This is a genomic window from Streptomyces sp. NPDC055140 (assembly GCF_053607285.1).
Map to the genome: position 1 here is coordinate 306,165 of NZ_JBSGTG010000003.1, position 19,880 is coordinate 326,044.

A 19,880-nucleotide genomic window follows, 5' to 3' on the forward strand; every position below is an offset into this window, starting at 1 on the left:
CGCCGGATGTCAAAGCGGCCCTGCCCTCGCGGCTCAACTCTCGGGAAAGGCCCAGGGATTGGGCTTGCAGGTGATTCCGTCGAAGGTCAGGAACTTGGTCTGCTGCTGCATGACGGGCGCGAGCGCGCCGTTCTTCGTACAGGTCACGTGATTGAACCCGAGCCGGTGCCCGACCTCGTGGTTGATGAGCATCTGCCGGTACAGATGGATCTTGTTCCCGTACGTCGTCGATCCCTGCGCCCACCGATAGGCGTTGATCATGACGCGGTCGGTGGCGGCGGAATCGCAGGACACATTGTCCTCGGTCGTGTCGAGCCCGGATTTCTCGCACCAGACGCCGGTGGTTCCCGGACTGGCGAGCGTTATCACGAAATCGGGCTTTCCAGAGGAAATCCGCTCGAAAGTCCTGCCGCCGCCGTGGGCCCAACTGCGGTCGTCGTTGAGGGTCTTCTGCACGGCCTGTGCGAAAAGCGCGCCGTCGAGCCCGAGCCCGTTCTCGACGTCGATCCGGTACCGGAACTTCTCCCCCTTGCCCGGCGCCTTGTCGAATCCGGGCACCGCCGTGAACTTCCCGGAGCCCTTGAGCTTGGCGGACAGGGGATACGTCTTGCCCATCTTCTCGTCGTACGTGAGCGGGGTGACCGGCCGCGCCTTGCCCCCGGGGATGGCGCGGTCGTCCGAACGGGACGCCGATCCGGTCGTCGACCGCTTGCCGGGCCCGGCCGCGGACTGCGCGTGGGCGTCGGCCGCGTCGCCACGCCCTTGGACGACGTGCCCGGCGACGACGACGGCGAGCGCGGTGGTCACGGCGGCGGCCGCGATGCCGGTGTAGGTACGACCCTTGCGCCGTTTGTCACCCGGCTCCTCGTCCTCGGCAGACCCGGCGGCGGCCACATCGGGCTCGCCGCCCTCCGCGTCCCAGTCGGTGACAGTGCCGTACGGGTCGGAGGGACGGGCAGGCGGGGCGAACGCGTCCACGTAGTCCTGCCGCGGCCTGTTCCGGGGCGAGGGCACGACCGGCGCGGCCGCGTAGCCGACGCCCATGCGGGTCTCGCCCCGGGCACCCCCCTCGAACTGCTCAGGGTGCCCACCGCGCACATGCGGAACGCCGTGCGCGGGCGTGCCCTGCGGGAATCCGTGGGAAGGCGTCACACGGGGCGACCCATGAGCCGGAGTCCCCTGCGCCGGAGTCCCCTGCACCGGGAAACCGTGCGGCGGGGTCGCCTGCGGGAAGCCGTGTGCGGGGGTCGCCTCGGAGAACCCACGCGTGGTGGGCCCCTGCGGCGGAGCCGCCTGCGGGAAACCGTGCGGCGGGGTCGCCTGGGGAAAGCCATGTGCGGGCGTCGCCTCCGAGAACCCGCGCGGCGGTCCGGCGTTCGGAGGCGCAGCGCGGTACCGGGCCGGCCCCGGTTGCGCCTGCCCGCGCGGAGCGCCCTGCTGCGCCTGGGGTCCCAGCGTGGTGGGACGTGGGACATCGGGGGCGCCGCGCCTGCGGCGACCGTGGCCTGCGGCGACCGGTGCCCCGGCCGCCTCCGCGTCGTCCGACGGTGCCGGTGCCGGTGCCGGCCCCCGGCGGCTATGCCGTCCCACTCGCCGCCTCAGCTCCCCGCCCGCTCGTCTCGTCGCTCTCGGTCAATGCCCCCGCATCCGCGAGGAGTTCACGCATCGCCGTGGCGACCGTCTCCGGATACTCCATCATCGCCACGTGCCCCGCGTCCGGCAGCGTCAGGAGCCGCGAGGAACGGAACGTCCGCGCGGCCCGCGCCGCCATCCGGTAGGACACGAGCTGATCGCGTCCACCGTAGACGAGGAGCGTGGGCGCGAGGACACGTTCGGCCTGACGCCACAGCCCATGCTGCCCGCCCAGGGTGTACGCGTTCACGACGCCACGCGCCGAACGGGTCATCGCGTCCCAGAAATAGGGCAGTTGAAGCCGCCGCTCCATCTCCTCGACGGCGGCTCGGTACCCGTCGGGGGTGACCCGGCCGGGATCCCCGTAACAGAGTGCCGTGACGCCGCGCACCCGCTGTTCGGCGGTCCAGTCCTTGGTGAGTCGGGTGAAGAGCGAGGCCACGCCCGGTACGGCCAGCAGCGCGGTCGGCACCGCCGTGCGCTGCACGCGGATCTCGGGCAGCGCGGGCGAGACGAGTGTGAGGGTGCGCACGAGATCGGGCCGTACGGCCGCGATCCGTGTCGTGATCGCCCCGCCGAGGGAGTTGCCGACGAGGTGGACGGGCCCGCGGCCCGCCGCGTCGAGGTGGCGGATGACGGCGCGGGCGTGCCCGGTCACCGAGTAGTCGCCGTCGTCCGGCGGCGGCGAGTCGCCGAAGCCGGGCAGGTCGAGCGCCTCGCCGTCGACGACGTCCTCGAGGAGCGGCATCAGGGCCGACCAGTTCTGCGAGGACCCGCCGAGACCGTGCACGTACAGCGCGGGCGGCAGCCCTGCGCGGGTGCCGGGGCGGGAGCGGATCGTGAGCGTGAGCCCCGGCAGGCCGACCGAGCCGAGCCGCTCGCCCTCCGCGACCCGGACGGTGCCCGGCTTGGGCGCCGCGGCTGCGAAGGCGGCAGGCACACGCGGCGACTCGGTCGAAGACATGCGGGATATGTTACGAGACGATCACGCACTGGATCGTGTGTTCGCCGTCACAGATCGCATCGCGCCCCGTTCCGGTGTCTCCTACGCTCGGATCTGGGCACCCGCCCACATGAGGACGTACAAGGACACATGAGGGAAGGGAGTCGCCATGACGGTCGACCCATCCGACCCCGACACATTCGAGCGGCAGGAGGACGACGCGGAGTTCGGCGTCGAGGCCCCCGAGGCGGACGCGGCCGAGCAGCTCACGGAGCTCTCGCCGCACCGTGACGACCCTCCGGCGGACGCGGACCCGGACGCCGCCAACGAGGCGGACCGTGCCGAACAGGCCCGCGTAGTGGATCTGGACGAGGACGACTATCGGTGACCTGCCCGTATTTGCCCGCATGCGGACGGTTTCCATAGCTGTCCGGTCCGTGAAATTGTGCGTTCGCACCGCGCACACCACGGTTACCGAAAAGTACGATGGCGAAGCGGCGCACACCGCACACGGACAATCTTGGGAGGCGGCGTGACAGCCATCGAGCAGACAGAGGCAGCGCGCCCTCGGGGCACGCGCCTGCCGCGCCGTGCCCGACGTAACCAGCTTCTGGGCGCGGCCCAGGAGGTATTCGTCGCGCAGGGCTATCACGCGGCGGCCATGGACGACATCGCGGAGCGCGCGGGCGTCAGCAAGCCGGTGCTCTACCAGCACTTTCCCGGCAAGCTCGACCTCTACCTGGCCCTGCTCGACCAGCACTGCGAGGCGCTTCTCCTGGCCGTGCGCACGGCGCTGGCCTCCACGTCCGACAACAAGCAGCGGGTCGCGGCCACGATGGACGCGTACTTCGCCTACGTGGAGGACGATGGCGGCGCGTTCCGCCTGGTCTTCGAGTCGGACCTGACGAACGAGCCCGCGGTGCGCGAGCGCGTGGACCGCGTCAGCCTGCAGTGCGCGGAGGCGATCTCCGACGTGATCGCCGAGGACACCGGCCTGTCGAAGGACGAGTCGATGCTTCTCGCCGTCGGCCTGGGCGGCGTATCGCAGGTCGTGGCGCGCTACTGGCTCTCCAGCCGGTCGCAGATCCCGCGCGACAAGGCCGTGACGCTCCTGACGTCCCTGGCCTGGCGCGGCATCGCCGGCTTCCCGCTGCACGGCACCGACCACCACTGACGAGGCGCGGCCGGCGGTTCAGGGGCTTGTTCGCTCCTGGCGTGCAGCGTGGACGCCGGGTACGTCCCCTCACCGGGCTAATGTGTGCTGGGTACGGCGCGGTCGTCCGCGCACATCACGGATCGTCGGAGGGACAAGGCCGTGGAGGTCAAGATCGGCGTGCAGCACACGCCCCGCGAGATCGTTCTGGAGAGCGGCCAGACCGCCGAGGAAGTCGAGAGCGCGGTGTCCGAGGCACTGTCCGGCAAGGCGCAGCTGCTGACTCTCGTGGACGAGCACGGCCGCAAGGTCCTGGTGCCGGCCGAGCGCCTGGCGTACGTGGAGATCGGTGAGCCGTCGGTGCGCAAGGTGGGCTTCGGCCCGATGTAGAGCCCCGCGCACGGCAGCACGAAAGACATACGGGAAAGGCCCGGTGGCATCCGCCACCGGGCCTTTCCCGTACCTGTTTCCGTGCCTGTCCGCGACGCTGCGGCCTTCACAGGGCGGACACAGCGAACCCATACGGGGAGGATTGCATTCCGCGGCCCGGGGGTACACCGGTCAAGACCGATTTGCACCACGGCCAATGCGGGAGGGACCTCACACAATGCTCCTGGAAGCGCTCGGCTCCGCCCTGCTCGGCCTCGGCCTTGCCTGGACCGCGACTGTCCGCCTGCCCCGCCGGCTCCCGTCGCGGGCACTCGTACTGCCGACAGGAATCGCGGGTGCGCTCTTCGGGGCATTTCTGACCCACACCGCGCTCGGCTCCGGCCACGCCCTTGCCACCCTCGCCGGAGCGGTCGTCGTGGGGGTGGCGTTCCTGTCGCTGCTGCTGCGCCCCTCAGCCCGAGTCCGCCGGTCGGCGCCGGCCTAGACGTGACCGACCGGCGGTGAAGCGGCCTCAGGCCGCGAGCCCCAGCGCGGCCATCCGCTTGGTGTGCGCCTCGGTGATCCGCGAGAACATCCGGCCGACCTCCGCGAGGTCGAACCCGTCGGCCACGCCGCCGACGAGCATCGTCGACAGGGCGTCCCGGTCGGCGACGACCCGCTGCGACTGCGAGAGCGCCTCCCCCATCAGGCGGCGAGCCCACAGCGCGAGCCGGCCGCCCACGCGCGGCTCGGCCTCGATCGCGGCCCGCACCTTCTCCACGGCGAAGCTGGCGTGCCCGGTGTCGTCGAGGACGGCGAGGACGAGGGAGCGGGTGTCCGAGTCGAGACGGGCCGCGACCTCACGGTAGAAGTCACTGGCGATCGAGTCGCCGACGTACGCCTTGACCAGACCTTCCAGCCAGTCCGACGGCGCGGTCTGCTTGTGGAAGCCGTCGAGCGCGGCGACGAAGGGCTCCATCGCCTCGGTCGGCTCGACACCGATCGCCGAGAGCCGGTCGCGCAGTTGCTCGAAGTGGTGGAATTCGGCGGACGCCATTTTCGCGAGCTCGGCCTTGTCGCCGAGCGTAGGCGCCAGCTTCGCGTCCTCGGCGAGCCGCTCGAATGCGGCCAGCTCTCCGTACGCGAGTGCGCCGAGCAGGTCCACGACCGCTGCGCGGTAATGGGGGTCGACGGATGCCTTCGCCCAGTCCTGGGCGGCGATTCCGGTGGGTTCGTCGGCTGCGGCGTTGTCAGGCGTCTCCATGAAGCGCACAATAGCTCGCCGACCGCCGCCCGGAAGTCCCTGGTCAATGACTGTGACGACGGCTACGTGACCAATTCGGCCATCGCACATGCGCGATTCCGGGGTATGGTGGTAAAGAGCCCGCCGGGTACGAGCAGAACTTTTACGTGTCTGTTTGTACGCGTTTTCGACGGGCTTCATGAATGAGGATGCCCGGTCGGTGGCCCGATCGGCTCCGACCCGACAGCCCTCCGGGCGGTACGTCACACGACGTACGGCACGAGGAGGGAATCCCTCAGCGGCACGAGCGCTCGAGCGTCGGCAGTGGTCCCGCGTCACCCGGCCCGCCCGCCTTTCGCTGGCGACCGGCGATCAAGGCACGGTCACGACCCCCGCGTTCGCCTCGCACCGCGTCTCACAGAAGAGGCAACACCCTGACTACGCAGCAGCTTTCCACGTTCCGAGAGCTCGGGATCCTTCCCGAGACCGCCGAAGCCCTCGAGGCCGTCGGCATCATCACCCCCTTTCCCATCCAGGAGATGACGCTCCCCGTAGCGCTCTCCGGCACCGACGTCATCGGCCAGGCCAAGACCGGCACCGGCAAGACGCTCGGCTTCGGGCTTCCGCTCCTCGAGCGCGTCACCGTCCCCGCGGACGTCGAGGCGGGCCGGGCGCAGCCCGAGCAGCTGACCGACGCCCCGCAGGCGCTCGTCGTCGTCCCCACCCGTGAGCTGTGCCAGCAGGTCACGAACGACCTGCTGACGGCCGGCAAGGTGCGCAATGTGCGCGTCCTCGCCATATACGGCGGGCGTGCCTACGAGCCGCAGGTCGAGGCCCTCAAGAAGGGCATCGACGTCGTCGTCGGCACCCCGGGCCGTCTCCTCGACCTCGCGGGCCAGAAGAAGCTCAACCTGAAGCACATCAAGTCCCTCGTCCTCGACGAGGCCGACGAGATGCTCGACCTGGGCTTCCTGCCCGACGTCGAGAAGATCATCAACATGCTTCCGGCCAAGCGCCAGACGATGCTGTTCTCCGCGACGATGCCCGGCGCCGTCATCGGCCTGGCCCGTCGCTACATGTCGCAGCCGACGCACATCCGCGCCACGTCGCCCGACGGCGAGGGCGCGACGGTCGCGAACACCTCGCAGCACGTCTACCGCGCGCACAACATGGACAAGCCGGAGATGGTCTCGCGCATCCTGCAGGCCGAAGGCCGCGGCCTCGCGATGATCTTCTGCCGTACGAAGCGGACCGCCGCCGACATCGCCGACCAGCTGCAGCAGCGCGGCTTCGCGTCCGGCGCCGTCCACGGTGACCTCGGCCAGGGCGCGCGCGAGCAGGCCCTGCGGGCGTTCCGCAACGGCAAGGTGGACGTGCTCGTCTGCACCGACGTCGCCGCTCGCGGCATCGACGTCGAGGGTGTGACGCACGTCATCAACTACCAGTCCCCCGAGGACGAGAAAACGTACCTGCACCGCATCGGCCGTACCGGCCGCGCGGGCGCCAAGGGCATCGCGATCACGCTGGTCGACTGGGACGACATCCCGCGCTGGCAGCTGATCAACAAGGCGCTGGACCTGAAGTTCCCCGACCCGGTCGAGACGTACTCGTCGTCTCCGCACCTGTACGAGGAGCTGAACATCCCGGCCGGCACGAAGGGCGTGCTGCCGCGCTCCGAGCGCACCCGGGCCGGTCTGGCCGCCGAAAAGGTCGAGGACCTCGGCGAGACCGGTGGCCGTGGCGGGCGCGGCGGCCGTGGTGGCCGTACGGCCGCTCCGGCTCCCGTCCAGGAGCTCGAGCGCGAGCCGCGTCCGGCGCGTACGACGCCGCGTCGCCGTCGCCGCATCCGTAACGGCGAGCCGGTGGCCGCGCCGACGGTGAACGAGCCGAGGACGGCTCCGGCCGAGGCGGTCGCCGCCTCCGAGGCCGTGGACGCCGCGGTGGTGGAGCCGCGTACGCCGCGTCGTCGCCGTCGCACCCGTTCGGGTGCCGCGCCGGAGGCCGTCGTCGAGACCGCCGCCGTCGTGACGGCCGAGGCTGTCACCGACACGGTCGAGGCGCCCGAGGTCGCGGAGACGAAGCCGAAGCGCACCCGTAAGGCCGCCGCCCCCAAGGCCGCTGTCGAGGAGGTCACCGAGACCGTCGAGGCGACGGTCCCGAGGCCACGCCGCCGCACCCGCAAGGCCGCTGAGGCCGTGGTGGACACGGTCGAGGCCGTCGAGTCGGTCGAGGCTCCCGCGGAGGCCAAGCCCAAGCGCACCCGCAAGGCTGCGCCCAAGGCCGAGGCCGTGGCGGACACCGTCGAGGCGACGGAGGTCGCGGAGACCAAGCCGAAGCGCACCCGTAAGGCCGCCGCCCCCAAGGCTGCCGCCGAGGAGGTCGTCGCCGAGGAGGCCGAGACCAAGCCGCGCCGCCGCACCCGCAAGGCTGCGCAGGCCGTGGTGGACACGGTCGAGGCCGTCGAGGTCGCGGAGACGAAGCCGAAGCGCACCCGTAAGGCCGCCGCCCCCAAGGCGACCGCCGACGCGGCCGCCGAGGTCACGAAGACGAAGCCGAAGCGCACGCGCAAGGCCGCGGCCCCCAAGGCCGCCGCCGAAGCGCCCGCCGAGGAGGCGCCCGCCAAGCCCCGCCGCCGCACCCGCAAGGCCACGGAGCCGACGGAGAGCTGAGCGTGACCACGTAGCAAGCCACATGGCCCGGGCCCGCGAAAGCGGGGCCGGGCCATGTGCGTTCACGGTCACGGAGGTCGCGGAGAGCCCCGCCCCATCCCCGAATGACCCGCGGCGGCACTGCGGTTAGCCTCGTCGCATGAGTCGGCCTCCCGTATTCGTCCCGCCGCCCGGCGCCGTCGCCCACGCTCTTCGGACCGAGCGCGGCGACTTCGCCGCCATCAGCGCCGGTCCGCAGGACGCCGGGCACACCGGTACCGCGCTCCTGCTGCCTGGCTTCACCGGCAGCAAGGAGGACTTCATCGCCCTGCACGTGCCACTCGCCGCCGCCGGATACCGCACGGTCGCCGTGGACGGGCGGGGGCAGTACGAGTCGGCGGGGCCCCTCGACGATGAATCTCCTTACGCGCAGCGGGAGTTGGCCCGCGATGTGCTCGCGCAGGCGGCCGTCGTGGACGACGGGACGCCGCTGCACCTCGTGGGGCATTCGCTGGGCGGCCAGATCGCCCGGGCGGCCGTGCTCGTCGACGCGACGCCGTTCGCCTCACTCACCCTCATGTCCTCGGGCCCGGCCCAGATCTCGCCGTCGCAGCAGGAGCGGGTCAAGCTGCTGCGCGACGCACTCGCGGTGCTCGACATGGCGCAGGTCTGGGACGCGATACAGGCGCTCGACGCGCCGGAGGAGACGGACGCCCCCGGAGCGGGCGCGGACGACGCCGCCGCCCTGCGGCACCGCTGGCTGCTCAACAGCCCGGCGCAGCTCATCGCGACCGGCCGCCAGCTGTGCACGGAACCCGACCTGGTCGACGAGCTGGCGGCCGTCCGGCTGCCCAAGCACGTGCTGTCGGGCGAGCGCGACGACACCTGGCCGGTACAGCTCCTCGGCTCCATGGCCGTACGCCTCTCGGCCCGCAGGACCGTCATCGCGGGCGCGGAGCACTCCCCGAACACGGACCGCCCTCAGGAGACCGCGGCGGCCCTGGCCGCGTTCTGGGACCTGCACCCGCCGGTGGTCTAGCCGGCGGGCGCGGCACTAGTACTGCGCCTGGAGGTGGCCCCAGAAGCCGTCCCGCAGGGCGCGCCGCAGGTCGGACTGCCCCCGCAGCGAGTACTGCAGCAGCGCCTCCGCCTCGACCAGCAGCTCCTGGTCGACGGGCCCGGGCAGATACGGGTGCCCCGGCAGCAGCTCCACCAGTGACTCCCTGCCGCGCGCGGCGAGCCATTTCGCGGCGATCTGCGCACCGACGAAGCGCACGTCCTCCCTCGATGGGCGGGGCGTGCCGGCGTTCTCGTACGTCGCCGCGCCGGTGCGCCGGGACACGTACGGCTTGAAGAACGCCAGGTCGAACGTGCGCTGGCTGTCGACCTCCCACAGGAGCGGGTCCGCCTGGTTGCGGCCCTCGGGCGCCTCGATGCCCCACAGGTGGACGCGTGCGCCGTAGCCCTGCGCCGCCTCGACCGCGGAGACGAGGTCCTCGTCCCCGCCGATGAGCGCGGCATCGCTGATGGCGCGGTGCCGGGCGAGCGACTCGAGGTCCGTGCGGATCAGGGAGTCGACGCCCTTCTGCTGGTTGTGGGCGTTGAGGTTGCCGAGCCTGACCTTGACGTCGGGCAGCTCGGCGATCGACTGCTGTTCGTTCGTGTGGATGCGGCGCCGGGCACCGTCGTACCAGTACACGCGCAGCAGCCGGCTGTCCGCGAAGATCGTGCGGGCCTTGTCGATGAGGGCGTCGACGATGCCTTCGGCGTCGAGGTCGAAGGCCCTGCGGTCCTCGGTCCCGGTGACCAGGCGGCCGGCGGCGGCGTAGAGGTATCCGGCGTCCACGAAGATCGCGTGGGTGGACGGGGTCTTGGCCACTTCGGCGAGCATGCGCTTGAGCAGCTCGTTCGTACGGTCGAGCTCCGCGCGGATGGCCGTCAGGTCGTCGTTCATATGTGACCCATTGTCCCGGCCGTCACGCTGCGAACACAACTGGTCCCGCCACCCGCAGGTAATTAGCCTCGCGAAAAATTTCCTTAGCGTAGGGAATGTTTGCTGGGGGCAACCCGTTGATCCCTACAGAACGCGGGGCATTGAAGCCACGCAATCCACTCTTAACGGTCAGGCAACCGCCTGGCCGTACGACGGGGCAAGACTGTTGTCCCGTACCAGTAGTTCTCCTCCAGGAGGATGACCAGACGAAGGGAGAAGCGGGTATGCGCTTCGAAATCATGCGACTCGACGATGTCGACGGAACCGCCGTGGACAGCACCGTCGTGGACGCCGCCTCCGTCAACCGGATCGTTCAGCAGGCGGCCGCCATCGGGCAGCGCCTCTACATCCGCCCGGCCGAGTCGCCGGCCTCGTAACGCGACGACGACTCCTGATACACCGTACGTAATCGAATAACACGCTTCAGAACCCCCGTACGACATCCGTACGGGGGCTCTTTTGCGTGCACGGCGGGGCTCGGCGCGCCCAGCGTCAGGAGCCCTGGATCACCTGGGTCACACCGTTGATGATCTGCTGCACGGCGATCGCGGAGAGCATCATGCCCGCGAGGCGCGTCACCAGGACCACGCCGCCGTCCTTGATGACGCGGATGATCAGCAGCGAGTAGCGCATCACGAACCACAGGACGACATGGATGGCGACGATCGCCGTCCACACCGACACCTGCGTCGCGGCGCTGTCCGCCTTCTGCACGGCGAGGATGACGGACACGATCGCACCGGGGCCCGCGAGCAGCGGCATGCCGAGCGGCACGAGCGCGACGTTCACGTCCTTGGTCTGCTTCGGCTCGTCGGTCTTGCCGGTGAGCAGGTCGAGCGCGATGAGGAGCAGCAGCAGCCCGCCCGCGATCATGAGCGCGGGGACGGAGACATGCAGGTAGTCGAGGATCTGGTGGCCCAAGAGGCCGAAGACCGCGATGACGCCGAAGGCGACACAGACGGCCTGGAAGGCCATCCTCTTCTGCACCTTGGCGGGCCGGCCCGCGGTGAGCGCGAGGAAGATCGGGGTGATCCCAGGGGGGTCCATAATCACGAATAGCGTGAGAAAAAGGGATCCGAAGACAGCGACATCAAACACAGGTGTGGCCTTGCGAGTGGGGTCCGCGGGATCAGCCGGGACGCGTCGTGCGTGGGGGTGCGGTGCGTGAGCCCGCACCGGGGCATGAGGGCAGCGGCCCGCCGGATCGCGGCAGGGCGCTGCTACGCGGTGGTTCCGCCGGCCCCGGGCACGGGGAACGCCCCGGTCGCCCGGCGCGTGATCTCCCCGTACACCTCGGGGTCGGTGGTGAACTCGCCGAGCACGCAGGTCTTCCGGCTGCCGTGGTAGTCGGAGGAGCCCGTGGCCAGGAGGCCGAGGTCGGCGGCGAGGCCGCGCAGGCGGGCCCGCGTGGCCGGTTCGTGGTCCATGTGGTCGGTCTCGATGCCGTCGAGTCCGGCCGCGGCGAGGTCGGCTATGACCGACTCGGGCACGACCTGCCCGCGCTTGGCTGCCGCCGGGTGTGCGAAGACGGTGACCCCGCCCGCGGCCTTGACCAGGCGGATCGCGTCGAAGGGGTCGAGCTCGTGCTTGCCGACGTACGCGCGGCCGCCGTCGGCGAGCCAGTCGGGCGTGAAGGCGTCGGAGACGGATCCGACGACGCCGAGTGCGACGAGGGCCTCCGCGACGTGCGGGCGGCCGACGGATCCGTCGCCGGCGATGCGGGCGACCTGCTCCCAGGTCACGGGCACGCCGAGGTCCTGAAGCTTGGCGACCATGCCCTGCGCGCGCGGCACCCGGTCGTCCCGTACGAGCTCGCGCTCGCGCAGCAGCTCGGGCTCGTCGGGGTCGAAGAGGTAGGCCAGCATGTGCAGGCCCACGCCGTCGAGGCGGCAGGAGAGTTCGGCGCCGGTGACCAGCGTGAGTCCGGCCGGCAGCGCGGCGACGGCCTCCGCGTACCCGCGGCTCGTGTCGTGGTCGGTGAGCGCGACGACGTCCAGACCGGCGGCGGCCGCGTTGCGGACCAGCTCGGCCGGGGTGTCCGTGCCGTCGGAAGCGGTGGAGTGGGTGTGCAGATCGATGCGCACGCGCGTACTCCAGGCTCTGAACGGACGGAAGGGGACGCTCAAGGATAACGGGGATCCGGAGCGATCCCGTCACCGTCGTCTCCCGGTATGACCCCTTACGTCAGGATGCGCGGAGACAGCGCGCCGCAGGGCAGCAGGTCGACCTCGGCGCCCGCGTCGCGCAGGTCGGTCAGGACCAGCTCGTCGTACATCAGGAGCCCGGTCTGCTCGGGCCACACGATCGCCCACACCCACAGTCCGCGCGCCTCGCCGGCGAAGACCGCGCGGTCGTCGGGGGTGCCGGAGACGTGCCACATCGGGGTCGGGCGTCCGGCGGCCAGGACCTTGGCCTGGGGCGGTTTCCCGATGGTCATGTACGGGCCGGGGTCGGGGCCGTCGATGCCCGCGTACCGGGCGCCGAGGCCGACGCCGAGCTCCTCCGCGACGAGCAGCATCTCCCCCACACCGCCGAGCGGTCCGGGGCCCGAGCACGCCACAGCGGTCGCCTTGCCGCCCGTGCGGTCGTCGCCCGCGCTGGCAACTCCGGTGAACAGCCACCCGAGGGGCAGCGGCCAGGGCATCCACACCGGCACCTGGGCGCGGTGCACGACGACACTGAGCGCCTCGACGCTGGGCGGGATCACGGGCTGCAGCGGATGCACCGCCCCGTGCGCTTCGCACTGCCAGGAGTCGGAGAAGAGGCCGGGAGCCCTGACCCGGCCACCACACTTCGGGCAACTGGGTTCGCCCCTCATAGAGCCCAACGGTCCTCCCCGTCTCCCGCTCCGTCAAGGACGATCACCCGTCCGAGGGCGGGGTCTCACGGGACCTTCCAGGAAAAATTAGATGTACCTTGCATTAATTAGCCGAGCTAATTTATTATGTGTATACGCCAACGATTGCTCACGGTCGCCGACGATCACGAGCGATCTCCGTGCGAACGACACACGAACGCGAGGAGCCGGCATGAGCCACAGCAGTACCGGAAGTGCGGGAGGTCCCGCCGAAGGGGACACGTTGGACGCAGGGGCGACCAGCCTGCTGCGTCAGCCGAAGGCGGTCTGGGCGACCGCCGGGGCATCCGTCGTCGCCTTCATGGGCATCGGCCTCGTCGACCCGATCCTGCCCTCCATCGCCAAGGGCCTCGAGGCGACGCCCAGCCAGGTCTCCCTGCTCTTCACCTCGTACTTCCTGATCACCGCCGTCGCGATGCTCGTGACCGGGTTCGTCTCCAGCCGGATCGGCGGCAAGAAGACGCTGCTCGTGGGGCTCGCGCTCGTCGTGGTGTTCGCCGCGCTGGCCGGCACCTCCGGCTCCGTCGGTGAGCTCGTCGGCTTCCGCGCCGGATGGGGCCTCGGCAACGCGCTGTTCGTCTCGACCGCCCTCGCCGTCATCGTCGGCGCCGCGGCCGGCGGCTCGGCCGCCGCGATCCTGCTCTACGAGTCCGCGCTCGGCCTCGGCATGGCCTGCGGCCCGCTGGTCGGCGCGCTGCTCGGCAACGCCAGCTGGCGCTACCCGTTCTTCGGCACCGCGGCCCTGATGGCCATCGGCTTCCTCTGCATCACGGCGTTCCTGAAGGAACAGCCCAGGCCCGCGAGGAAGACCTCGATCCTCGACCCGATCAAGGCGCTCGGCCACGGCGGGCTCGCCTCGGCCGCCGTCTCGGCCTTCTTCTACAACTACACGTTCTTCACGATCCTGGCCTTCACGCCGTTCGTCCTGAACATGACCCCGTACAAGTCGGGCGGTGTCTTCTTCGCCTGGGGTGTGCTGCTCGCGTTCTTCTCGGTGATCGTCGCGCCGCGCATGCAGGCCCGCTTCGGGTCGCTCAAGGTGCTCGGCGGCTCACTGGTCCTGCTCGCCGCCGACGTCCTGGTCCTCGGGTACGGCGGCCACACCGCCGCCATCGTCTGCACGATCGTGTCCGGCGCCTTCATCGGCGTGAACAACACCGTGTACACGGAGCTCGCGCTCGGCGTCTCGGACGCGCCGCGGCCCGTGGCGAGCGCCGGCTACAACTTCGTGCGCTGGTTCGCCGCCGCGGCCGCCCCGTACTTCGCGCCGAAGATCGAGGAGTGGACCGACATCCACATCCCGTTCGTGGTCGCCGCGGTCACGGCGCTGCTCGGCGCGGTCGTCGTGTGGGTGCGCAGGAGCGCGCTCACCCACGAGGCCGAGGAACTGGCGCCGCAGCACGCCGGCGAGGACGGGATCTCCGTCTTCGCGAACTGACGCCTACTGCCCCTACTGATCCAGGGACACTGACCTGCGCAGCGGATCGCGCAGGTCCGTTCCGCTGTTCAGCCACTTCTCCTCGAGGGCGGCCGCGCCGTGCACCCGCTTCCACGCCGCCTCGTTCTGCGTCATCGGCAGCAGCGGCAGGAACCGTACGGGATCCAGCGGATCGTCCAGTTCCAGATCCTCCACGAGGCCCCCGGACTCCGCGACGAGCACCGAGGTGAACGGGGCGCCGGGCCACAGGGGTTCACCCACGTCGAGCGAGGCGCCCGCGGCCACGACGACCCCCTCGACCTGCGGCGACGCGGCGAGCACGGCGAGCGGGCGCAGCACCTTGTCGGTGTCGGCGCGACCGGCGCGCACCGACAGCACGAGCTCCGCACGCGGGCCCTTGAGCGGGTCGGCTAGCGCGGACGTCGGGTCGGCCATGGGGGCCGCCGACATACCGAGCGTGGCGTAGCGCACGAGGCCGGTGTCCGCCGCGTCCGTGAAGCGCAGCACCTCGATGCGGTCGGTGCCGAGGAACGTGACCGCGGCGCGCGCGTCCGGTTCACCGAGGGCCGTACGCAGCCGGGCCTCGACCAGAGCAAGAACATCTCCCATGACGCGAGCATAGAACTCGCATCCAATGGGTAAAGGCTGGGCTTGCTTCTTCAGTCGGCTGATAGTCTTGGCCGCTGGTCGGGGCAGCACGCCAAGCGTTGCTTTCGAGCCCCTGACCTACATGCGTCCCCTGCGAGGGATGAGACGTCGTCCCTCACGGGGGACCGGCTGGAGGAGGTGGGGCTGCAATGGACCGAAGTCGACCGTGCAGTACCACCCGCTCTTCCGGCCACTGAGCCGCATTTTCCCGGCTTTCCGCGCACGCTCGAGTCTGTCTGCGCACCACGGAAGAGCACTTCGTTTCCGCCTGATCTGAATCAGTAGCGAAGCCGCCACCGCGCCGGTGCGGCGCTCCCCGCTTTGTGGACGTGCACACAGGATCCGCAGTCAGGACGTCCTCATTCCGGTTAGCGCCGACCCGTATGGCCACCGGCGGCTCCCGCCCGCGAAGGAGCCTGCCCATGTCGATGATCCGTGACCTGCGTGCCGCCGTCCGCCCCGCGCCGCGCGAGACCGGCAGCACGTCAGCCCCGTACGACACCACCCGCGACCCGTCGACGTCCACAGCCGTCGTCGACTGCGCCGTCTACCGCGACGGCGCCCGCGTCCGCGACAGCGACTGCCTGACGCCCGGCGGAGCGATCCTCAAGGCACGCCGCGACGGCGGCTTCGCCTGGATCGGTCTCCACGAGCCGACCGAGTCCGAATTCGCTGGTATCGCAGCCGAGTTCGGGCTCCACCCGCTCGCCGTCGAGGACGCCGTACACGCCCACCAGCGCCCCAAGCTGGAGCGCTACGACGACACCCTGTTCACCGTCTTCAAGACCATCCACTACGTGGAGCACGCCGAACTCACCGCGACGAGCGAGGTCGTGGAGACCGGCGAGGTGATGTGCTTCACCGGCCGGGACTTCTTCATCACCGTCCGGCACGGCGGCCAGGGCTCGCTGCGGGCGCTGCGGCACCGGCTCCAGGACGACCCCGAGCTGCTCGCCAAAGGCCCGTCCGCCGTCCTGCACGCCATCGCGGACCACGTCGTCGACGGGTATCTCGCCGTCGCCGACGCGATGCAGGACGACATCGACGAGGTCGAGACGGATGTCTTCTCGCAGACAGGCAAGGGCGCTCCGCGCGGCACCGACGCCGGGCGGATCTACCAGCTCAAGCGCGAGGTCCTCGAGTTCAAGCGGGCGGTGGCTCCGCTCCAGCGGCCCATGCAGCTGCTGAGCGAGCGGCCGATGCGGCTCGTCGACCCGGACATCCAGAAGTACTTCCGTGACGTCGCCGACCACCTCGCGCGCGTGCAGGAACAGGTCGTCGGCTTCGACGAACTGCTCAACTCCATCCTCCAGGCCAACCTCGCGCAGGCGTCCGTCGCGCAGAACGAGGACATGCGCAAGATCACGTCCTGGGCGGCGATCATCGCCGTACCGACGATGGTCTGTGGCGTGTACGGCATGAACTTCGAGCACATGCCGGAGCTCCACTGGCGGTTCGGCTACCCGCTCGTCCTCGGCGTCACGGTGGGCGCCTGTTTCGCGATCCACCGCATCCTGAAGCGGAACGGGTGGCTCTGAACGGCCGAAGGAGAGGCTCTAGGCTGGCGCCCATGACGGATCAGGCCAGCCCCTCTCCCGACCGCGGCCCCTCGACGAGCCGCTCCGCGGCGCCCCTGTTGATGGACCAGGCCCTCGTCGAGGAGGCCACCAAGAAGTCCGGCCTCATCTGGGTACGGGGCGCCTCCGGCCCCGAGCGCGCCCTGTGGCACGTGTGGCACGAGGGCGCGGCGAACCTGGTCGGCGACGGGCCCGGCGAGCAGCCGCTGCCCGGCCTCACCGACGGCGGGGCGGCGACCGTCACCGTGCGCAGCAAGGACAAGGGCGGGCGCCTCGTGGGCTGGGCGGCCAGGGTCGTCGAGCTCGCCCCGCACTCCGAGGGGTGGGAGGCGGCCGTCGCCGAGCTGAAGGGCAAGCGCCTGAACGCGCCGGACGGCGAGGCGATGCCGGAGCGCTGGGCACACGAGTGCCGGGTGCTCCGCCTGGAGCCGACGGGGACCACGGTCCCGCCGTCGTCCGAGACGCTGGCCGCGGCGCCGCTCGCCACGACCGCGACCACCCGTCGCGAGGCCCCCGCGGCGCTCCCCCACCTCCTGCTCCGCCGCAAGCGGCGCGGGAAGTAGAGCGAGCCGACCCTCGGTGACTCAGGACGTCGGGAGTTGGGCCCCGTAGTCCACCATGTCGCCCTTGCCCGGCTCGCGGAGCGTGAAGTCCTTGCCCCAGTCGGTGAGTTGAAGTGTGCCGGCGCCGCCCGCGCGCTCCAGGCGCAGCGGGTACGGGGTGCCCTCGAGGGAGACGTCGAGCGTGCCGCCGGCGCCCTTGTCGCCGGTGAGTTCGACCGTGCGTACGCCGCCCGCCGAACCCCGGTCGCCCTTCTCCACCTTGCCGTGCAGGGTGAGCAGTCCGTCCAGGAGCGCGCCCTTGACGGTGAAGCCGCTCAGGCGTTTGTAGGCGGGGTCGCCCTGCGGGACCTTGACGTACTTGCCGTCGAGCTTGTCCGCTGCGGCTGCCGTGCCCCCCTGCGCCGTGCTGCCCGAACCCTTGCTGTCCTGGTGCGTCCAGAAGTCCGCGTCGGCCTTCAGGAACAGATGCTCCTTGACCCGTAGCAACTGGAAGGTCCGGCCGCCCGTCGTGACGGATCCCGTGCCGCCCTCGTCCTTGAGCCGCATGTCGATCTTGTACGCGTGCCCGCTGCTGACGACCGTGCCGGACAGATGGACGGCCCCGGCACCCTGTGCGGCCTTGACGGTGCGGCTCTGGATCTTCGGGGCGGTCAGTTCGGCGACGCCGTTCGTGCCCGCGTCCGGATCCTCGCCGCTGCATGCCGCGAGCCCGAGGCACATCACTCCCACCAGAAAGATCCCAGGGGAACGGCGGGCCAGGGGAAGTACGGTCACGGCTCGCGCTACCTCTCGTACGACGTCTTGCTCGGCGGCAGAACGGCAGCGTACCCGTGTCACCTGCGGTGAACGGAGCCAGTCCGTCCGGACGCAGCGCAAAGGCGCACGGGACCGGGACGGGCTAGCCTGAAGGACACCTTCAGGACAAATGAGGATGTAAAGGAGGCGCGGCGCATGGCGGCAGGCGCCCCCCGGATCTTCGTCTCGCATCTCTCCGGCATCGCCGTCTTCGACCCCAACGGCGACATGGTGGGGCGCGTCCGCGATCTCGTCGCCATGCTGCGCGTCGGCCGCCGCCCGCCCCGGCTGCTCGGGCTCGTCGTGGAGCTCTCCACGCGGCGCCGCATTTTCCTGCCGATGACCCGCGTGACCGGCATCGAGTCCGGCCAGGTCATCACCACCGGCGTACTGAACGTGCGGCGCTTCGAGCAGCGGCCCACCGAGCGGCTCGTCCTCGGCGAGATGCTCGACCGGCGGGTGCGGCTCGTCGAGTCCGGTGAGGAGGTGACTGTCCTGGACGTCTCCGTCCAGCAGCTGCCGGCCCGCAGGGACTGGGAGATCGACCGGGTCTTCGTACGCAAGGGCAAGGGCGGTGGCACCTTCCGCCGCGCCAAGGGCGAGACGCTCACCGTCGACTGGTCGGCCGTCGACGGGTTCTCGCTGGACGAGCACGGGCAGGGCGCCGAGAACCTCCTCGCCACGTTCGAGCAGCTGCGCCCGGCCGACCTCGCCAACGTCCTGCACCACCTCTCCCCCAAGCGCCGGGCCGAGGTCGCGTCGGCCCTCACGAACGAGCGCCTCGCGGACGTCCTCGAGGAGCTGCCCGAGGACGACCAGATCGAGATCCTCGGCAAGCTCAAGGAGGAGCGCGCCGCCGACGTCCTGGAGGAGATGGACCCGGACGACGCAGCCGACCTGCTCGGCGAGCTGCCCGAGGAGGACAAGGAGCGGCTGCTCGCGCTGATGCAGCCCTCGGACGCGGCCGACGTGCGGCGGCTGATGGCGTACGAGGACAAGACCGCGGGCGGTCTGATGACGACCGAGCCGATCGTGCTGCGGCCCGACGCGACCGTCGCCGACGCGCTGGCCCGGGTCCGCAACCCCGACCTCTCCCCCGCGCTGGCCGCGCAGGTGTACGTGTGCCGGCCGCCGGACGAGACGCCCACCGGCAAGTACCTCGGCACGGTGCACTTCCAGCGGCTGCTGCGCGATCCCCCGTACACGCTGGTGTCCTCGATGCTCGACGAGGGCCTCCAGGCCCTCGCGCCGTCCGCCGCACTCCCGGTCGTCGCCGGGTTCTTCGCGACGTACGACATGGTGGCGGCGCCCGTCGTCGACGAGAGCGGTTCGCTGCTCGGCGCGGTCACCGTGGACGACGTCCTCGACCACATGCTGCCGGAGGACTGGCGCGAGCAGGAGTTCCACCTGGCCGACGCGGAGGTGGACCATGGCGCCCGCTGAACGCGAGCGGGACGGCCGCCCCGAGACCGCGCGGGCGCCGCGCTTCCGGCTCGACCTGCCGCGCCCCCCGCGCCGCAAGCTGCTGCCCGACTACGACCCGGAGGCCTTCGGACGCCTCTCGGAGCGCATCGCCCGCTTCCTGGGGACGGGCCGGTTCATCGTCTGGATGACGGTGATCATCATCGCGTGGGTGGTGTGGAACGTCTCCGCGCCGAGCGGCCTGCGCTTCGACCAGTACCCGTTCATCTTCCTGACCCTGATGCTCTCGCTCCAGGCCTCGTACGCCGCTCCGCTCATCCTGCTCGCGCAGAACCGGCAGGACGACCGGGACAAGGTCAACCTCGAACAGGACCGCAAGCAGAACGAGCGCTCCATCGCCGACACCGAGTACCTCAGCCGCGAGGTCGCCGCCCTGCGGATGGGCCTCGGCGAGGTCGCCACCCGCGACTGGATCCGCTCCGAACTCCACGACCTGCTCAAGGAGCTGGAGGACCAGCGCGTCACCTTCCCGGCCGCCTCCACGCACGACGCACGTCACGGACGTGACGTAGACGACCGCTGACAGGTCTTTCCGGACA

The 19,880-nt window shown here is 70.8% G+C and carries 21 protein-coding genes; 12 read left to right on the forward strand and 9 right to left on the reverse strand.

Annotated elements, in window-relative coordinates; all coding sequences use genetic code 11:
• Positions 1-33: 33 nt before the first annotated feature.
• Positions 34-1,590, reverse strand: a complete 1,557-nt coding sequence (locus ACWFR4_RS09050; RefSeq protein WP_453651685.1) for a DUF3152 domain-containing protein — start codon at positions 1,588-1,590, stop codon at positions 34-36.
• Positions 1,577-2,596, reverse strand: a complete 1,020-nt coding sequence (locus tag ACWFR4_RS09055) for an alpha/beta hydrolase (RefSeq protein WP_453468787.1) — start codon at positions 2,594-2,596, stop codon at positions 1,577-1,579. Before ACWFR4_RS09055 ends, ACWFR4_RS09050 begins: the two co-directional genes overlap by 14 nt.
• Before the next feature lie 148 nt (positions 2,597-2,744).
• Between ACWFR4_RS09055 and ACWFR4_RS09060 the strand changes: the two genes are divergently transcribed.
• The 4 genes from ACWFR4_RS09060 (at position 2,745) to ACWFR4_RS09075 (ending at position 4,602) form a co-directional block, all read left to right on the forward strand.
• Positions 2,745-2,963 (forward strand): hypothetical protein, encoded by a 219-nt coding sequence (locus ACWFR4_RS09060; protein WP_116510277.1) that lies wholly within the window; start codon positions 2,745-2,747, stop codon positions 2,961-2,963.
• 144 nt (positions 2,964-3,107) lie between these two features.
• Complete coding sequence (locus ACWFR4_RS09065) at positions 3,108-3,749, forward strand: TetR/AcrR family transcriptional regulator (protein WP_453468786.1); 642 nt, start codon at positions 3,108-3,110, stop codon at positions 3,747-3,749.
• Between the two features lie 141 nt (positions 3,750-3,890).
• A complete protein-coding gene (locus ACWFR4_RS09070) occupies positions 3,891-4,118 on the forward strand; it encodes a DUF3107 domain-containing protein (RefSeq protein ID WP_453468785.1) in 228 nt (75 codons plus the stop codon).
• Between the two features lie 217 nt (positions 4,119-4,335).
• Positions 4,336-4,602: a hypothetical protein gene (locus ACWFR4_RS09075; protein ID WP_453651687.1), complete on the forward strand. Its 267-nt coding sequence runs from the start codon at positions 4,336-4,338 to the stop codon at positions 4,600-4,602.
• A gap of 27 nt (positions 4,603-4,629) precedes the next feature.
• Here ACWFR4_RS09075 and ACWFR4_RS09080 read toward each other — a convergent pair whose 3' ends face one another.
• Positions 4,630-5,361, reverse strand: coding sequence for a ferritin-like fold-containing protein (locus tag ACWFR4_RS09080; protein WP_453466635.1), 732 nt, complete (start codon positions 5,359-5,361; stop codon positions 4,630-4,632).
• A 518-nt stretch (positions 5,362-5,879) separates the two neighbouring features.
• On the opposite strand from ACWFR4_RS09080, the gene ACWFR4_RS09085 reads away from it, so the two are divergent.
• Both ACWFR4_RS09085 and ACWFR4_RS09090 read left to right on the forward strand, forming a co-directional pair.
• Positions 5,880-8,009 (forward strand): DEAD/DEAH box helicase, encoded by a 2,130-nt coding sequence (locus tag ACWFR4_RS09085; protein ID WP_453651689.1) that lies wholly within the window; start codon positions 5,880-5,882, stop codon positions 8,007-8,009.
• A gap of 139 nt (positions 8,010-8,148) precedes the next feature.
• The gene (locus tag ACWFR4_RS09090) at positions 8,149-9,027 is read left to right on the forward strand and encodes an alpha/beta fold hydrolase (protein WP_453466631.1); all 879 of its coding nucleotides are present in this window, start codon (positions 8,149-8,151) and stop codon (positions 9,025-9,027) included.
• A gap of 15 nt (positions 9,028-9,042) precedes the next feature.
• On the opposite strand, the gene ACWFR4_RS09095 is transcribed toward ACWFR4_RS09090, so the two are convergent.
• Positions 9,043-9,942, reverse strand: a complete 900-nt coding sequence (locus tag ACWFR4_RS09095; protein WP_453466629.1) for an NYN domain-containing protein — start codon at positions 9,940-9,942, stop codon at positions 9,043-9,045.
• Positions 9,943-10,205: 263 nt separating this feature from the next.
• Between ACWFR4_RS09095 and ACWFR4_RS09100 the strand changes: the two genes are divergently transcribed.
• A complete protein-coding gene (locus ACWFR4_RS09100) occupies positions 10,206-10,358 on the forward strand; it encodes a hypothetical protein (protein WP_165914635.1) in 153 nt (50 codons plus the stop codon).
• Between the two features lie 115 nt (positions 10,359-10,473).
• On the opposite strand, the gene ACWFR4_RS09105 is transcribed toward ACWFR4_RS09100, so the two are convergent.
• From ACWFR4_RS09105 to ACWFR4_RS09115, 3 genes are all read right to left on the reverse strand, one after another.
• The gene (locus ACWFR4_RS09105) at positions 10,474-11,079 is read right to left on the reverse strand and encodes a MarC family protein (protein WP_376257925.1); all 606 of its coding nucleotides are present in this window, start codon (positions 11,077-11,079) and stop codon (positions 10,474-10,476) included.
• A gap of 122 nt (positions 11,080-11,201) precedes the next feature.
• Positions 11,202-12,065, reverse strand: a complete 864-nt coding sequence (locus ACWFR4_RS09110; RefSeq protein ID WP_405478683.1) for a PHP domain-containing protein — start codon at positions 12,063-12,065, stop codon at positions 11,202-11,204.
• Between the two features lie 95 nt (positions 12,066-12,160).
• The gene (locus tag ACWFR4_RS09115; RefSeq protein ID WP_453466625.1) at positions 12,161-12,799 is read right to left on the reverse strand and encodes a DUF6758 family protein; all 639 of its coding nucleotides are present in this window, start codon (positions 12,797-12,799) and stop codon (positions 12,161-12,163) included.
• Positions 12,800-13,010: 211 nt separating this feature from the next.
• On the opposite strand from ACWFR4_RS09115, the gene ACWFR4_RS09120 reads away from it, so the two are divergent.
• Positions 13,011-14,276 carry an MFS transporter gene (locus ACWFR4_RS09120; RefSeq protein WP_453466622.1) on the forward strand — a complete coding sequence of 422 codons (1,266 nt, stop codon included), beginning with the start codon at positions 13,011-13,013 and terminating at the stop codon, positions 14,274-14,276.
• Positions 14,277-14,288: 12 nt separating this feature from the next.
• On the opposite strand, the gene ACWFR4_RS09125 is transcribed toward ACWFR4_RS09120, so the two are convergent.
• On the reverse strand, positions 14,289-14,885 hold the full coding sequence (locus ACWFR4_RS09125) for a suppressor of fused domain protein (RefSeq protein ID WP_116510288.1): 597 nt from the start codon (positions 14,883-14,885) through the stop codon (positions 14,289-14,291).
• 461 nt (positions 14,886-15,346) lie between these two features.
• On the opposite strand from ACWFR4_RS09125, the gene ACWFR4_RS09130 reads away from it, so the two are divergent.
• Positions 15,347-16,462 (forward strand): magnesium and cobalt transport protein CorA, encoded by a 1,116-nt coding sequence (locus ACWFR4_RS09130; protein ID WP_453466621.1) that lies wholly within the window; start codon positions 15,347-15,349, stop codon positions 16,460-16,462.
• A 101-nt stretch (positions 16,463-16,563) separates the two neighbouring features.
• Positions 16,564-17,064, forward strand: a complete 501-nt coding sequence (locus tag ACWFR4_RS09135; protein ID WP_453651862.1) for a hypothetical protein — start codon at positions 16,564-16,566, stop codon at positions 17,062-17,064.
• 21 nt (positions 17,065-17,085) lie between these two features.
• On the opposite strand, the gene ACWFR4_RS09140 is transcribed toward ACWFR4_RS09135, so the two are convergent.
• A complete protein-coding gene (locus ACWFR4_RS09140) occupies positions 17,086-17,838 on the reverse strand; it encodes a hypothetical protein (protein ID WP_453651692.1) in 753 nt (250 codons plus the stop codon).
• Positions 17,839-18,015: 177 nt separating this feature from the next.
• On the opposite strand from ACWFR4_RS09140, the gene ACWFR4_RS09145 reads away from it, so the two are divergent.
• Together ACWFR4_RS09145 and ACWFR4_RS09150 are read left to right on the forward strand one after the other, a co-directional pair.
• Positions 18,016-19,302, forward strand: a complete 1,287-nt coding sequence (locus ACWFR4_RS09145) for a magnesium transporter MgtE N-terminal domain-containing protein (RefSeq protein WP_382998393.1) — start codon at positions 18,016-18,018, stop codon at positions 19,300-19,302.
• Positions 19,289-19,864 (forward strand): DUF1003 domain-containing protein, encoded by a 576-nt coding sequence (locus ACWFR4_RS09150; RefSeq protein WP_453466615.1) that lies wholly within the window; start codon positions 19,289-19,291, stop codon positions 19,862-19,864. The genes ACWFR4_RS09145 and ACWFR4_RS09150 overlap by 14 nt, the downstream gene beginning before the upstream one ends.
• The last annotated feature ends 16 nt before the right edge of the window (positions 19,865-19,880 follow it).

Excerpts from the sequence above, each read along its gene's own strand:
- ACWFR4_RS09055 (WP_453468787.1), bottom strand. The coding sequence starts at position 2,596 with ATGTCTTCGACCGAGTCGCCGCGTGTGCCTGCCGCCTTCGCAGCCGCG.
- ACWFR4_RS09060 (WP_116510277.1), top strand. The coding sequence starts at position 2,745 with ATGACGGTCGACCCATCCGACCCCGACACATTCGAGCGGCAGGAGGAC.
- ACWFR4_RS09075 (WP_453651687.1), top strand. The coding sequence starts at position 4,336 with ATGCTCCTGGAAGCGCTCGGCTCCGCCCTGCTCGGCCTCGGCCTTGCC.
- ACWFR4_RS09080 (WP_453466635.1), bottom strand. The coding sequence starts at position 5,361 with ATGGAGACGCCTGACAACGCCGCAGCCGACGAACCCACCGGAATCGCC.
- ACWFR4_RS09085 (WP_453651689.1), top strand. The coding sequence starts at position 5,880 with ATGACGCTCCCCGTAGCGCTCTCCGGCACCGACGTCATCGGCCAGGCC.
- ACWFR4_RS09090 (WP_453466631.1), top strand. The coding sequence starts at position 8,149 with ATGAGTCGGCCTCCCGTATTCGTCCCGCCGCCCGGCGCCGTCGCCCAC.
- ACWFR4_RS09095 (WP_453466629.1), bottom strand. The coding sequence starts at position 9,942 with ATGAACGACGACCTGACGGCCATCCGCGCGGAGCTCGACCGTACGAAC.
- ACWFR4_RS09100 (WP_165914635.1), top strand. The coding sequence starts at position 10,206 with ATGCGCTTCGAAATCATGCGACTCGACGATGTCGACGGAACCGCCGTG.
- ACWFR4_RS09115 (WP_453466625.1), bottom strand. The coding sequence starts at position 12,799 with ATGAGGGGCGAACCCAGTTGCCCGAAGTGTGGTGGCCGGGTCAGGGCT.
- ACWFR4_RS09120 (WP_453466622.1), top strand. The coding sequence starts at position 13,011 with ATGAGCCACAGCAGTACCGGAAGTGCGGGAGGTCCCGCCGAAGGGGAC.
- ACWFR4_RS09125 (WP_116510288.1), bottom strand. The coding sequence starts at position 14,885 with ATGGGAGATGTTCTTGCTCTGGTCGAGGCCCGGCTGCGTACGGCCCTC.
- ACWFR4_RS09130 (WP_453466621.1), top strand. The coding sequence starts at position 15,347 with ATGTCGATGATCCGTGACCTGCGTGCCGCCGTCCGCCCCGCGCCGCGC.
- ACWFR4_RS09135 (WP_453651862.1), top strand. The coding sequence starts at position 16,564 with ATGGACCAGGCCCTCGTCGAGGAGGCCACCAAGAAGTCCGGCCTCATC.
- ACWFR4_RS09145 (WP_382998393.1), top strand. The coding sequence starts at position 18,016 with ATGGCGGCAGGCGCCCCCCGGATCTTCGTCTCGCATCTCTCCGGCATC.
- ACWFR4_RS09150 (WP_453466615.1), top strand. The coding sequence starts at position 19,289 with ATGGCGCCCGCTGAACGCGAGCGGGACGGCCGCCCCGAGACCGCGCGG.